We start from the raw sequence: 12,832 nt of genomic DNA, 5'->3' as shown, positions 1-12,832 counted from the left end.
GGCAACACATGAACGAAGCCCGCTAGTATCTCAGATACCAGCGGGCCACGCAAGACAATTTTTAAAGCTTAGAGGACTGGTGCTACCAACAGCACCTGGGTGACCGTCCAGGCTTTCGTCTTCGAGATCGGGCGACCTTCTGCGATCTCGACGGTGTCGCCAATTTTCGCTTCGTTCGCTTCGTCGTGCGCGTGATACTTGTTCGAGCGCACGATGATCTTGCCGTACAGCGGATGCTTGACGTGACGTTCGATCAGTACGGTTACCGTCTTGTCCATTTTGTCGGACACGACTTTACCGACCAGCGTACGCTTCAGCGCCGTTTTAGTGGTGTCGTTCATTTGGCTTCCTTCGTGTTCATCACAGTCTTCACACGCGCGATATCGCGACGTACTTTCTTGAGCTGCGAGGTATTCCCGAGCTGCTGGGTGGCGACTTGCATGCGCAGACCGAATTGGGCCTTGAGCAGCTCGTTCAGCTCCTTCTGCAGCGCGTCCTGGTCCTTGCCGCGGAGTTCCGATGCTTTCATATACAACTCCTGTTATTGACCGACCTGGCGAACCACGAACGTGGTTGCCAGTGGCAGTTTGGCAGCGGCCAGGCGGAATGCTTCGCGCGCCAGGGTTTCATCAACGCCGTCCATCTCATACAGGACTTTGCCTGGCTGGATTTCAGCGACGTAGTATTCCGGGTTACCTTTACCGTTACCCATACGAACTTCAGCTGGCTTGTTCGAAATCGGCTTGTCCGGGAAGATACGGATCCAGATACGACCGCCACGTTTGATGTGACGGGTCATGGCACGACGTGCCGCTTCGATCTGACGTGCAGTGATACGGCCGCGGGCAACTGCCTTCAGACCGAATTCACCGAACGAGACCGCGGTGCCGCGGGTGTGCGAAATGCCGGTGTTACGGCCTTTCTGCTCTTTACGATACTTCCTGCGCGATGGTTGCAGCATGCTTATTCTCCTGCTTTCTCAGCTGGGGCAGCAGCAGGTGCAGCGGCAGCCGGGGTCGCCAGCTTGACAGCTGGACGAGCGCGGACAACTGGCGCTGCGGCTGGACGTGCGCCGCCTGCTGGGCGTGGGCCGCGCGATGGCTTGCCATCGTCACGACGTGGGCCGCGTGGCTTCTTGTCGTCCGGCGGGGTGTCGATGACTGGTGCTTCGCCGGTGACCGAACGGTCGCCCTTGTAGACCCAGACCTTGACGCCGATGATGCCGTACGTGGTCGATGCTTCGCTGGTGCCGTAGTCGATATCGGCGCGCAGGGTGTGAAGTGGCACGCGACCTTCGCGGTACCATTCGGTACGTGCGATTTCGATGCCGTTCAGACGACCCGACGACATGATCTTGATGCCGACAGCGCCCAGACGCATTGCATTTTGCATCGCGCGCTTCATTGCACGACGGAACATGATGCGCTTTTCGAGCTGTTGCGAGATCGAATCGGCGATCAGCTGCGAATCGATCTCAGGCTTGCGGATCTCTTCGATATTGACGTGCACTGGCACGCCCATGATCTTCGCCAGCGACGACTTCAGCACTTCGATGTCTTCGCCTTTTTTACCGATCACGACACCAGGACGCGACGAGTAAATGGTGAAACGCGCGTTCTTGGCAGGACGCTCGATGACGATACGACCGACCGAAGCGTTCTTCAGCTTCTTTTTCAGGAAAGCGCGTGCTTCCAGGTCTTCCAGCAGCATGGCTGCGAAGTTGCCGTTACCAGCATACCAACGCGACGACCAGTTACGGGTGACCGCCAGGCGGAAGCCGGTAGGGTGGATTTTCTGACCCATTCTGTGACTCCTTAGTTACCGACAGTCACGTAAATGTGACAGGATTGTTTAGAAATACGATCGCCGCGGCCTTTTGCACGTGCCGTGAAACGCTTCAGGATCGGGCCCTTTTCGACATAGATCTGAACGATTTTCAGTTCGTCGATGTCCGCGCCATCATTGTGTTCTGCGTTGGCGATAGCCGACTCGAGAACCTTCTTGATGATCGTCGCGCCCTTTTTTGGGCTGAATTGCAGAATGTTGAGTGCTGCGTCAACTTTCTTGCCGCGGATCAGATCGGCCACCAGGCGGCCTTTTTGTTCCGACAGGCGCACGCCTTTGAGGATAGCTTTAGTTTCCATTATTTTTTCGCCTTCTTGTCAGCGGCGTGGCCCTTGAACGTACGGGTCAGCGCGAACTCGCCGAGCTTGTGGCCGACCATGTTCTCCGACACATACACAGGAACGTGCAGCTTGCCGTTGTGAACAGCGATCGTCAGACCGATGAAGTCTGGGGAGATCGTCGAGCGGCGCGACCAGGTTTTGACTGGCTTTTTGTCTTTGTTCGCTTGCGCGGCTTCGACTTTTTTCACCAGGTGGGCGTCAATAAACGGCCCTTTTTTCAATGAACGAGTCATTTTTTATCCTTATTTCTTGCCGCGGCGCGAAACGATCATCGACGAAGTACGCTTGTTCGAACGCGTCTTCTTACCCTTGGTCTGCTGGCCCCATGGGGACACTGGGTGACGACCGGCTGCAGTTTTACCTTCACCACCACCGTGCGGGTGATCGACAGGGTTCATGACCACACCGCGAACGGTTGGACGAACACCACGCCAGCGCATCGCGCCAGCTTTACCGATCTTGCGCAGGCTGTGTTCGGCATTGCCGACTTCGCCAATGGTAGCGCGGCACTCGATGTGCACGCGACGGACTTCACCCGAGCGCAGGCGGACCTGAGCGTAGGTGCCTTCACGTGCCATCAGCACGACGCCGGCGCCGGCGGTACGGGCCATCTGGGCACCCTTACCTGGCAGCATTTCGACGCAGTTCATGATGGTACCGACTGGGATGTTGCGGATCGGCAGGCAGTTACCGGCCTTGATCGGCGCTTCCGAGCCATTCATGATGCTATCGCCGACAGCCATGTTCTTGGTGGCGATGACATACTGACGCTCACCGTCCGCGTAGCACAGCAGTGCAATGTGCGCGGTACGGTTTGGATCGTATTCGATACGCTCGACCTTGGCAGGGATGCCGTCCTTCTGGCGCTTGAAGTCGACCAGACGGTAATGCTGCTTGTGACCGCCGCCCATGTGACGGGTGGTGATGTGACCGTTGTTGTTACGGCCGGCAGTTTTCGATTTCTTTTCAACCAGGGCTGCGAATGGACGACCTTTGTACAGGCCTTCAGTCACAACTTTCACCATGCCGCGACGGCCTGGGGAGGTTGGCTTCATCTTAACGAGTGCCATTATTTAGCCTCCTCGACAAAATTGATTTCCTGGCCTGGCTTCAGGCACACGAAAGCACGCTTGGTGTGGTTGCGACGACCGTTGAAACGGCCCGAACGCTTCTGCTTGCCTTCACGGTTCAACGTCTGGACCGATTCGACCTCGACTTTGAACAGCAGTTCGACAGCAGCCTTGATTTCTGGCTTGGTCGCGTCAGGCATGACCTTGAACACGATCTGCTCGTTCTTTTCCGCGACGAAGGTAGCCTTCTCGGAAATGATCGGAGCCAGCAGCACCTTCATCAGGCGCTCTTCGCTAAATTTGATTGCGGCGCTCATGCGTACATCTCCTCGATCTTGGCCAGAGCAGCTTTCGTGACCAGGATTTTCTTGTAGAACACCAGCGACATCGGGTCAGCGTGCTTAGGCTCAACGACCAGAACGTGCGGCAGATTGCGCGATGCCAGCTCGAGGTTTTCATCGATGGTATCGGTGATCACCAGGACCGAGTCCAGACCCATGCCCAGCAGTTTCTGCGACAGCAGCTTGGTCTTTGGTGCTTCGATCGACAGGTTCTCGACGACACTCAGACGGCCTTCGCGGGCCAGTTGCGAGAAGATCGAGCAGATACCTGCGCGGAACATCTTCTTGTTAACTTTGTGCGTGAAGTTTTCTTCTGGGCTGTTCGGGAAGATACGACCACCGCCGCGCCACAGTGGCGACGACGACATACCAGCACGAGCGCGGCCGGTACCTTTTTGGCGCCATGGCTTCTTGGTCGTGTGGTGGACTTCTTCACGATCTTTCTGCTTGCGGTTACCGCCACGTGCGTTAGCAGCGTAGGCGACGACGACTTGGTGAATCAGGGCTTCGTTGTATTCACGACCGAACACTTCATCGGCGGCTGCAACATTGGCGCCGTCTTGACCTTGCTCATTCAGGAGCTTCAGTTCCATGGCTTACGCTCCTTTCTTGAGTTTGGTTTTAACAGCAGGCTTGACGACCACTTGGCCGTTCTTCGCGCCAGGTACGGCACCTTTGATCAGCAGCAGCTGACGTTCGGTGTCGATGCGAGCAACTTCCAGGTTCTGGGTGGTGACGGTGACGTCGCCCATGTGACCGGTCATGCGCTTGCCTGGGAACACGCGGCCTGGATCCTGGGCCATACCGATCGAGCCAGGAACATTGTGCGAACGCGAGTTACCGTGGGTAGCACGGCCCGATGCGAAGTTGTGACGCTTGATGGTACCGGCGTAGCCCTTACCGATCGAGGTGCCTTGCACGTCGATTTTCTGGCCCACTTCGAACAGCGAAGCATCGATGGTGTCACCGGCTTTGAGTTCGGCGGCTTTGGTGGAATCGATGCGGAATTCTTTCAGCATCGTACCGGCTTCGACGCCAGCTTTGGCGTAGTGACCGGCAGCGGCTTTCGTCACGCGCGAAGCACGACGTTGACCGTAGACGACCTGAACTGCGGTGTAGCCATCAGTTTCAGGGGTTTTGATTTGTGCGACACGGTTGTTCGACACATCCAGCACGGTGACAGGGATTGAATCACCCTCGTCCGTGAAGATACGCATCATGCCAACCTTGCGACCGAGAAGGCCCAAGCTCATTTTTTCTCCATTCCCACCTACGATTGGGCGGGGGTAGTTGAACTACTAAATAATACGGGCAATAAAAGACGCACCCGTACCGAAGCCGGCTAGTATAGCGCGCAAACGGCAACGGCGCAACAGGAAAAATCGGCATCGAAACCGGTCCTGTTGCGCTTTTCGCAGTATCTGGAGAATGAAGAATCCGTTCGAGCTGAACGGCACAGACAGGCACAGCATCGTGCGCCTTGTCTCTACAGGCATCAACCATTGCTGGGAGCCTGCGACTTGAATTTCTGGTGGGCGGTGCAGGATTCGAACCTGCGACCCCTTGGATGTCGACCAAGTATTCTAACCAACTGAACTAACCGCCCGGGGAGCCGAATTATACGAGGCATGCTGGAACTTTTGCAACAGCTTTTTTCGGTGATTCAACTTTCCAGCAGAATTTTGATTCCACTCCAACCCGGCGGCGGAGGCGAATCGCCGGTTGTGCCTGAATCATCGAAATGTTATTGTACAAATGTAGTTCGAGGATGGGCTTCGTCGTGTGCACCTGGCGCACGTGGTCTCCGGCAACCATGCCGGCGCTGCCCCTTCCTTCTCCGCCTGGCGGCCCCTGTCGAACGCGCACTTCTTCGTACAACAAAGCGCGCTTCGCGCCATCCGCCTTTCCCCGGCCCGCGCGCCTCCCTGGCGACTTCGCGGGCCCCGACCTGCGCCGTCAGTCCACACCTGGTCTGCTGGCGGACGCATTGCTGCAAGGATGTACAACATGACTGTCATTGACACACAACGCTGGCCCCGCCTGCTCGACCCTTCCCGCCTTGTTCTCGCTACCGATCTCGACGGCACGCTGCTGGCCGGCACCCATGAGGCGCGGCGCCGCATCCGCGAACTGTTCTCGGGCGCCCTGCCCGGCGCCAAACTGGTCTTCGTCACCGGCCGCGGCCTGGAAACCGTCATTCCGCTGCTGAGCGATCCCACTGTCCCGCGCCCCCATTACATCATTGCCGACGTCGGCGCGACGATTGTCGATGCCGACCTGCGCCCGGTCGAGCCGCTCGCGCACGAGATCGCCGCCACGTGGCCCGGCACCCATGAAGTACTGCGCGCGCTGAGCGGCTTCCCGCAACTGGTGCGCCAGCTCGTGCCGCAGGAGCGGCGCTGCTCGTTCTATGCGACCGAGTCCGCCATCACACCAGAACTGCGCGCGGCGGTCGACGCCCTCGGCTGCGATCTGCTGTTCTCGGCCGGACAATACCTGGACGTGCTGCCGCGCGGCGTCGGCAAGGGCGCCGCCGTGCGCCGCCTGGCCGAGGTGGCCGGGTTCGATCCGGCCCATATCCTGGTGGCGGGCGACACGCTGAATGACCTGTCGATGTTCGAAGCGGGCTTTCGCGGCGTGGTCGTGGGCGCGGCCGAGCCGGCGCTGGTCGAAGCCGTGCGCAAGTCGCCGCGCGTGGTGGTGGCCGACGCAGCCGGCTGCGGCGGCATCCTGGAAGCCCTCAGCCGCCATGGCCTGCGTTTCGATGGCGACGACAGCCCGCCCGCCGTCCCGGTCTGCGGCAACGCCGAGCTGGCGATGGTGTATCACCGCCTGCCCTACGACGAAGTGGTCGAGGATGGCGTGACGTACGCGCGGCGCCCGAAAAGCCCGAACGGCATCATGCCCACGCTATTGAGCTTTTTCGCCGGTGGACGCAAGGGTTCGTGGGTCGCGTGGTCGCAGCAGAACAGCCGCACACCGGCCGGCTTCGTTCCACACGTCGCAGTCGATGCGGCGCGCTATCCCCACCTGAAAGCGGCCCGCATCGCGCTCACGCCGGACGACATCGACCAGTTCTACAAGAAGTTCTCGAAAGAGGCGTTCTGGCCGATCATCTTTTCGTTCCCCGACAAGGCCGTGTTCCGCCAGGACCACTGGGAACGCTACCTGGAGATCAACCGCCTGTTCGCCGAGCAGACCGCGCGCGAAGCGGCGTATGGCGCCACCGCCTGGATCCACGACTACAACCTGTGGATGGTACCGGCCTTCCTGCGCCCGCTGCGCCCCGACCTGAAGATCGCGTTCTTCCACCACACGGCGTTCCCGTCGAGCGACGTCTTCAATATCCTGCCATGGCGGCGCGACATCATCGGCAGCCTGCTGCAATGCGACTACGTGGGCTTTCACATCCCGCGCTACGTCGAGAACTTCGTCGACGCCGCCCGTTCGTGCGCGCCGGTGCAGATCGTCGAGGGCGTGGGCTGCGCGCCGCGCTTCCTGACCTTCGGCTGCGCGCTGGGCGTGGACCACATGACCACCGCGCTCGAGGTGAATGGGCGCCAGGTCGCGCTGGGCGCGCATCCGGTTGGCACCAACACGGACCTGATTGACGCGCTGGTGCAAACCGACGCCGTGCAGCAGCAGATTGCGGAGATCGACGCCTACCTGGATGGCAAGACCGGCATTGTCTCGATCGAGCGTCTCGACTACGTGAAAGGCTCGCTGGAGAAACTGCAGGCCTATGAACGCATGCTCGAACAGCACCCGGAATTGCTGGGCAAGGTCACGCTACTGAACATCATCACGCCGGCCGCCAGCGGCATGGACATCTACGACAGCCTGCGCGAAGACCTGGACCGCATCGTCGGGCGCATCAACGGGCGCTTCTCCACGATGGACTGGGTACCGGTGCGCTACTTCTACCGCAGCCTGCCGTTCGAGCAGGTGGTGGCCCACTACGCCGCCTGCGACATCGCCTGGATCACGCCGCTGCGCGATGGCCTGAACCTGGTGGCCAAGGAATACGTCGCCACCCGCCATGCGACGGGCCGGCCAGGCACGCTGGTGCTGTCCGAGTTCGCCGGCGCCGCGGTCGAGCTGCACGGCGCGCTGCTGGTCAACCCGTACGACGCGAATGCCATGAGCGCGACGCTGTACGACGCGCTGACCATGGGCGCCGACGAAGTGGCGTACCGCGCCGGGCGCATGGCGGCGATCGTACGCGGTCACGACGTGACGCGCTGGGGCGACGACTTCCTGGCCGTGCTGGCGGCACTGCCGGCGCCGGGTAATGAACAACCGATCGACGAACGCGCCGCGGCCTGACATGAACTACATCATCCTTGCCAATCCCGTGGCCGACTGGCTGATCGCCCTGGCGGCCATGGTGGCCGTCACCATCGGCCTGGACGCCCTCAAGTCCATCATCGCACGGCGCCTGGGCGCTGGGGCCACGCAGACCGAAACGGGCACGCCCGCGCTGCTGCACGACATCGCCGCCGCCACGCTGCGCTCGACGAAGCTGGTGGTGCTGGGCTTTGTCGGCCTGTATGTCGGCGCCAGCCTGCTGACCCTGCCCGCGAAAGCGGACCTGTTCATCGGCCGCTTCGCGATCACGGCGCTCTTGATCCAGGTCGCGCTGTGGGGCGATACGGGCCTGCGCACCTGGCTGCGCGTCACGCGCGCGCAGCGCAGCAGCGAAGACCCGGACCGCGTCACCTCGTCGGCCGCTGTCACTTTTTTGGTGCGCGTCGCGCTGTGGGCCATCGTCGCCCTGATGGTGCTCGACAACCTGGGCGTGAACATCACCACGCTCGTGGCCAGCCTGGGTATAGGCGGTATCGCCATCGCGCTGGCGGTGCAGAGCATCCTGGGCGACCTGTTCGCGTCGCTCTCGATCGTGCTCGACAAACCGTTCGTCGTGGGCGACTTCATCATCGTCGACAAGATGCTCGGCACGGTCGAGAAGATCGGCCTGAAGACCACCCGCGTGCGCAGCCTGGGCGGCGAGCAGATCGTGTTTTCCAATAACGACCTGCTCAAGAGCCGCATCCAGAACCTGCGCCGGATGGCGTCACGGCGCGTCGTGTTCGGGTTCGGCGTGTCGCACCGCACGCCGGAACCGATCCTGCGCGCGCTGCCGGCACTGCTGGAAAAGATCGTGCGCGCCCAGCCGCAGGTACGCTTCGACCGCGCCCATCTGAGCGGCCTGGCCGCGCCGAGCTTCAACTACGAAGTCGTGTATTACGTCGACAATACCGACTACACGATCTACATGGATATCCAGCAGGAGATCTACCTGCGCATCGTGGCGCTGCTGCAGGCGCAGGACGTGGCGCTGGCCTTGCCGGTGCAGACCGTGCAGCTGACGCGTGAGGCGCGGCCGCACGACAGCGCCCAGGCAGGCAATGACGCCGATGCATCGATCGGGAAAGCTGCCTGACGCGGGTTCGTCGCGCTACACTTGGCGCATGCACACGCCACTTCTCGCCCGCGTCCTGCGCTACGCCGCCCTCCAGGCCGACCGCGACGGTATCGCGCCCACGCCGATCGCCGGCCTGGTCGCGATCCGCGTGAACGAGCGCAGCGCTTTGACCAGCCAGATCGCCCGCCCGCTGGCCTGCCTGGTCCTGCAAGGCAGCAAAGAGGTCAGCACAGGCGGGCAAACGCTCACGTTCCATGCGGGCGATTCGCTCCTGATCATGGCCGACGTGCCCACCGTCAGCCAGATCACGCAGGCCAGCAGCGCTACGCCCTATTGCTCGCTGGTGCTGGATCTGAATCCGGCCGTGATTGCCGATCTGGCCACCGACATGGCGACAATCGAAGACACCACCGGCGCGCCGGTACGCAGCGCGCCGACCGATGCGCACCTGGCGGATACCGCCCTGCGCCTGATGGGGTTGATCGAGCGGCCCGCCGCGCTGCCGGTGCTGCAGGCATCGCTCATACGTGAATTTCATTACTGGCTGCTGGCCGGCCGCCATGGCGCGGCGGTGCGGCGTCTTGGCCTGCCCGACAGTCACGTGCGCCGCGTTGCGCGCGCCGTCGCGCTGCTGCGCACCGACTATGCGCGCCGGCTCCCGGTGGAGCAACTGGCCGGCCTGGCCGGCATGAGTCCTTCCTCGTTCCACCAGCACTTTCGCGCGGTGACGTCGCTCACGCCGCTGCAGTTCCAGAAGCAGCTGCGCCTGATCGAGGCACGCCGCCTGATGCTCGCCGAAGGCCTCAACGCCAGCACGGCCGCCCATGCGGTCGGCTACGAGAGCGTGCAGCAATTCACGCGCGAGTACGGGCGCATGTTCGGGCTGCCGCCGGTGCGCGACGTGAGCGCCGCGCACGAGCGCCTGCACGCCGCCTGAGATCAAACCCTCAAATCGCCTGCCCGCCCGAGACTTCGATGCGCTGGCCGTTGATCCAGCGATTGTCCTGCCCCAGCAGGCTGGCGATCATCGGCCCGATATCGTCCGGCACCCCCACCCGGCCCAGTGCCGTCATGCCGGCAAACACACCATTCAGGTCCGGCGTGTCGCGCACCGCACCACCGAGGAAATCCGTCTCGATCGCACCGGGCGCCACGGTATTGACCGCGATGCCGCGCCCGCCCAGTTCCTTGGCGAGATAGAGGCTCAGGACCTCGACCGCGCCCTTGACGGCCGCATACGCACCAAAGCCCGGCAGCGAGACGCGGGTCAGGCCTGAGGACAGGTTCACGATGCGCCCGCCATCGGCCAGCAACGGCAGCAGCGCCTGGGTCAGGAAGAACACGCCCTTGAAGTGGACGTCGACCAGATGGTCGAACTGCGCCTCGGTGGTGTCGGCGATGGGCGCCATGGCGCCGTGGCCGGCATTGTTGACAAGGTGGTCGAACTGTTCGCGGCCCCAGGTAGTGGCCAGCGCCGCGCGCAGGCTGGCGGCAAACGCGGGGAAGCTGGCGACGTCGCCCACGTCGAGCTGCAGCGCCAGCGCCTGGCGGCCCAAAGCGCGTACCTCGTCGACCACGGCCAGGGCCTCCGCTTCGCGGCTCTGGTAGGTGACGATCACGTCGCCGCCGCGGCGGGCGATGTGCAGTGCGGTGTTGCGTCCCAGGCCGCGGCTCGCGCCGGTAACGAGAGCAATGGTGGTCATGATGGTGATTCCTTGTAGGTTGGAGAGAGCCACAAGTATGTGATCCGCGCCGCCCGCGCCGTTGCCGGAAGCTGGCCGGTCTTTGCCTGATCCTCCAAATCGTGCGCCGTCGCCAGGGCACCTTACAATCGGCACTACCTTCCCAGCTCCCGGCCGCCATGCATATCGAACCGTTTCATATCGCCGTTCCCGAGGCCGACCTGGCCGACCTGCAGGCGCGCCTGGCGCGCACCCGCCTCGCGCCGTCCATTGCCGGCCAGGGATCGAGCGAAGGCATCGATCCCGCCTTCCTGGCGCAGTTGCTGGCGCACTGGCGCGACGGCTTCGACTGGCGCGCGGTCGAAGCACGGCTGAATCGCCTGCCGCAGTACCGTGCACGCGTGCAGGACCACACCATCCACTTTGTTCACCAGCGCGGCGCCGGACCCGATCCGATGCCGCTGGTGCTCACGCATGGCTGGCCCGGCTCGTTCCTCGAGATGGAAGCGATCATCCCGCTGCTGGCCGACCCGGGCGCGCACGGCGGCGATCCGCGCGACAGCTTTCACGTGGTGGCGCCGTCGCTGCCCGGCTTCGGCTATTCGTCGCAACCCGGGCACAAGGGCATCGGCGCATTCGAGACCGCGGGCCTGTGGGCCGAACTGATGACGAGCCTGGGCTACCGACGCTTCGGTGCGCAGGGCGGCGATATCGGCGCCGGCGTGAGCGCCTGGCTGGGCCAGCGCTTCCCGGAGCAAGTCATCGGCATGCACCTGAACTACATCCCCGGTTCGTTCCGGCCACCGCTGGCCGATGGCGAACAGCTGACGGACGACGAGCAGGATTTCCTGCGCCGCGCCACCGAGTTTCTGGACCGCGAAGGCGCCTATGCGCGGCTGCAGGGCACCAAGCCGCACACGCTGGCAGTGGGCCTGAACGATTCGCCGGCCGGCCTGGCCGCGTGGATTGCCGAAAAATTCCAGGCCTGGAGCGATGGTCCCATCGACCTCGACACGCTGTTGGCCAATATCAGCCTGTACTGGTTTACGGAATCGGTCGGGTCATCCTTTCGCATGTATGTCGAAGGCCGCGCCCGGCCCATGGCACTGACGGCGCGCGTTGCGCCGCCGCTGGGCGTGGCCGTGTTCCCGTTCGAGCTGCCGATGCCGCCGTGTAGCTGGGTCGCGCGCAGCTTCGACGTGCGGCAATGGAACACGATGCCGGCGGGCGGGCATTTCGCGGCGCTCGAACAGCCCGCGATGCTGGCCGAAGAGATCCGCGCGTTCTTTCGCCCGCTACGTACGCGGGCATGACTTTTGTGGGCCCCAGGTACATACATCCTCCTATGAAAAACGGTTGAAATCCGCGCGCCGTGGCCCCATGTACAATTGATCGGTTACCGCCTATATTGGCGGCACCATCCCCCGAGGTTCGCCAGTCCACCGGCGGCCAGTCAACCCTCAACGGAACAAGGAGTTCGTATGGCAATCAGTCTGCAAAAAGGCGGCAACGTCAACCTGAGCAAGGAAGCACCGGGCCTCACCAAGGTCATCATCGGCCTGGGCTGGGATCCCCGCTCGACCGACGGTTCCGCTTTCGATCTGGACGGCAGCGCCTTCCTGCTCAAGACCGACGCCAAAGTGCGCGGCGATACCGACTTCATCTTCTATAACAACCTCAAGTCGACCGACGGTTCCGTGGTCCACGCAGGCGACAACACCACCGGCCAGGGCGAGGGCGACGACGAAAAGATCGCCGTTGAACTGAACCGCGTGCCGGCCGACATCGACAAGATCTCGTTCTGCGTCACCATCCACGATGCCGAGGCGCGTCGCCAGAGCTTCGGCCAGGTCAGCAAGGCGTACATCCGCTGCCTGAACGCCGCTGGCGAAACCGAGATCGCGCGCTACGACCTGTCCGAAGACAGCTCGACCGAAACCGCAATGATTTTCGGTGAACTGTACCGCCACGGCAGCGAATGGAAGTTCCGCGCCGTCGGCCAGGGCTTCAAGGGCGGCCTGGGTCCTCTGGCCCGCTCGTTCGGCGTCAACGTCTGAGTCGTTCGTCTCGCCGTTCGCCACGTAATCCCCCGGGCCCGCGCCACATGCGGGCCCTGTCTGCAACATCT

At 62.6% G+C, this 12,832-nt stretch carries 16 protein-coding genes and 1 tRNA gene; 5 read left to right on the top strand and 12 right to left on the bottom strand.

The window, feature by feature from the left end:
* Positions 1-68 precede the first annotated feature (68 nt).
* From rpsQ to AC56LY_RS21710, 11 genes are all read right to left on the bottom strand, one after another.
* Entirely contained in the window at positions 69-341 is a 273-nt protein-coding gene (rpsQ, locus tag AC56LY_RS21760; protein WP_183554240.1) for a 30S ribosomal protein S17, read from the bottom strand.
* Positions 338-529 (bottom strand): 50S ribosomal protein L29, encoded by a 192-nt coding sequence (gene rpmC, locus AC56LY_RS21755; RefSeq protein ID WP_183554257.1) that lies wholly within the window; start codon positions 527-529, stop codon positions 338-340. The genes rpsQ and rpmC overlap by 4 nt, the downstream gene beginning before the upstream one ends.
* 12 nt (positions 530-541) lie before the next feature.
* Positions 542-961 (bottom strand): 50S ribosomal protein L16, encoded by a 420-nt coding sequence (rplP, locus tag AC56LY_RS21750; RefSeq protein WP_145653055.1) that lies wholly within the window; start codon positions 959-961, stop codon positions 542-544.
* 2 nt (positions 962-963) lie between these two features.
* Complete coding sequence (gene rpsC / locus AC56LY_RS21745) at positions 964-1,803, bottom strand: 30S ribosomal protein S3 (protein WP_332530667.1); 840 nt, start codon at positions 1,801-1,803, stop codon at positions 964-966.
* A gap of 11 nt (positions 1,804-1,814) precedes the next feature.
* Complete coding sequence (rplV, locus tag AC56LY_RS21740; protein ID WP_183555278.1) at positions 1,815-2,147, bottom strand: 50S ribosomal protein L22; 333 nt, start codon at positions 2,145-2,147, stop codon at positions 1,815-1,817.
* Complete coding sequence (gene rpsS, locus AC56LY_RS21735; RefSeq protein ID WP_119811777.1) at positions 2,144-2,419, bottom strand: 30S ribosomal protein S19; 276 nt, start codon at positions 2,417-2,419, stop codon at positions 2,144-2,146. The genes rplV and rpsS overlap by 4 nt, the downstream gene beginning before the upstream one ends.
* Before the next feature lie 9 nt (positions 2,420-2,428).
* A complete protein-coding gene (gene rplB / locus AC56LY_RS21730; RefSeq protein ID WP_183554262.1) occupies positions 2,429-3,256 on the bottom strand; it encodes a 50S ribosomal protein L2 in 828 nt (275 codons plus the stop codon).
* Complete coding sequence (gene rplW, locus AC56LY_RS21725) at positions 3,256-3,573, bottom strand: 50S ribosomal protein L23 (RefSeq protein ID WP_183554264.1); 318 nt, start codon at positions 3,571-3,573, stop codon at positions 3,256-3,258. The genes rplB and rplW overlap by 1 nt, the downstream gene beginning before the upstream one ends.
* Positions 3,570-4,190, bottom strand: coding sequence for a 50S ribosomal protein L4 (gene rplD, locus AC56LY_RS21720; protein ID WP_183554266.1), 621 nt, complete (start codon positions 4,188-4,190; stop codon positions 3,570-3,572). The genes rplW and rplD overlap by 4 nt, the downstream gene beginning before the upstream one ends.
* A 3-nt stretch (positions 4,191-4,193) precedes the next feature.
* Entirely contained in the window at positions 4,194-4,850 is a 657-nt protein-coding gene (rplC, locus tag AC56LY_RS21715; RefSeq protein ID WP_183554268.1) for a 50S ribosomal protein L3, read from the bottom strand.
* Positions 4,851-5,126: 276 nt separating this feature from the next.
* Positions 5,127-5,203, bottom strand: a tRNA-Val gene (locus AC56LY_RS21710).
* Positions 5,204-5,604: 401 nt separating this feature from the next.
* Here AC56LY_RS21710 and ggpS point away from each other — a divergent pair.
* Genes ggpS through AC56LY_RS21695 form a run of 3 tightly spaced genes read left to right on the top strand, consistent with a single transcriptional unit; the run spans position 5,605 to position 9,959 of the window.
* Positions 5,605-7,923, top strand: a complete 2,319-nt coding sequence (gene ggpS / locus AC56LY_RS21705) for a glucosylglycerol-phosphate synthase (protein WP_499583098.1) — start codon at positions 5,605-5,607, stop codon at positions 7,921-7,923.
* A complete protein-coding gene (locus AC56LY_RS21700; RefSeq protein WP_499583096.1) occupies positions 7,889-9,040 on the top strand; it encodes a mechanosensitive ion channel family protein in 1,152 nt (383 codons plus the stop codon). The genes ggpS and AC56LY_RS21700 overlap by 35 nt, the downstream gene beginning before the upstream one ends.
* 28 nt (positions 9,041-9,068) lie before the next feature.
* The gene (locus AC56LY_RS21695; RefSeq protein WP_499583094.1) at positions 9,069-9,959 is read left to right on the top strand and encodes an AraC family transcriptional regulator; all 891 of its coding nucleotides are present in this window, start codon (positions 9,069-9,071) and stop codon (positions 9,957-9,959) included.
* Between the two features lie 10 nt (positions 9,960-9,969).
* Here AC56LY_RS21695 and AC56LY_RS21690 read toward each other — a convergent pair whose 3' ends face one another.
* Complete coding sequence (locus tag AC56LY_RS21690) at positions 9,970-10,725, bottom strand: SDR family NAD(P)-dependent oxidoreductase (protein ID WP_499583092.1); 756 nt, start codon at positions 10,723-10,725, stop codon at positions 9,970-9,972.
* Between the two features lie 158 nt (positions 10,726-10,883).
* On the opposite strand from AC56LY_RS21690, the gene AC56LY_RS21685 reads away from it, so the two are divergent.
* Together AC56LY_RS21685 and AC56LY_RS21680 are read left to right on the top strand one after the other, a co-directional pair.
* The gene (locus AC56LY_RS21685) at positions 10,884-12,017 is read left to right on the top strand and encodes an epoxide hydrolase family protein (protein WP_499583090.1); all 1,134 of its coding nucleotides are present in this window, start codon (positions 10,884-10,886) and stop codon (positions 12,015-12,017) included.
* A 168-nt stretch (positions 12,018-12,185) separates the two neighbouring features.
* Positions 12,186-12,761 (top strand): TerD family protein, encoded by a 576-nt coding sequence (locus tag AC56LY_RS21680; protein WP_183554281.1) that lies wholly within the window; start codon positions 12,186-12,188, stop codon positions 12,759-12,761.
* Positions 12,762-12,832: the final 71 nt, after the last annotated feature.

The organism is Telluria sp. ZT3P25, assembly GCF_059685895.1.
The sequence above is the reverse complement of the archived record's forward strand: the minus strand, read 5'-3'. Positions and strand labels throughout refer to the sequence as shown.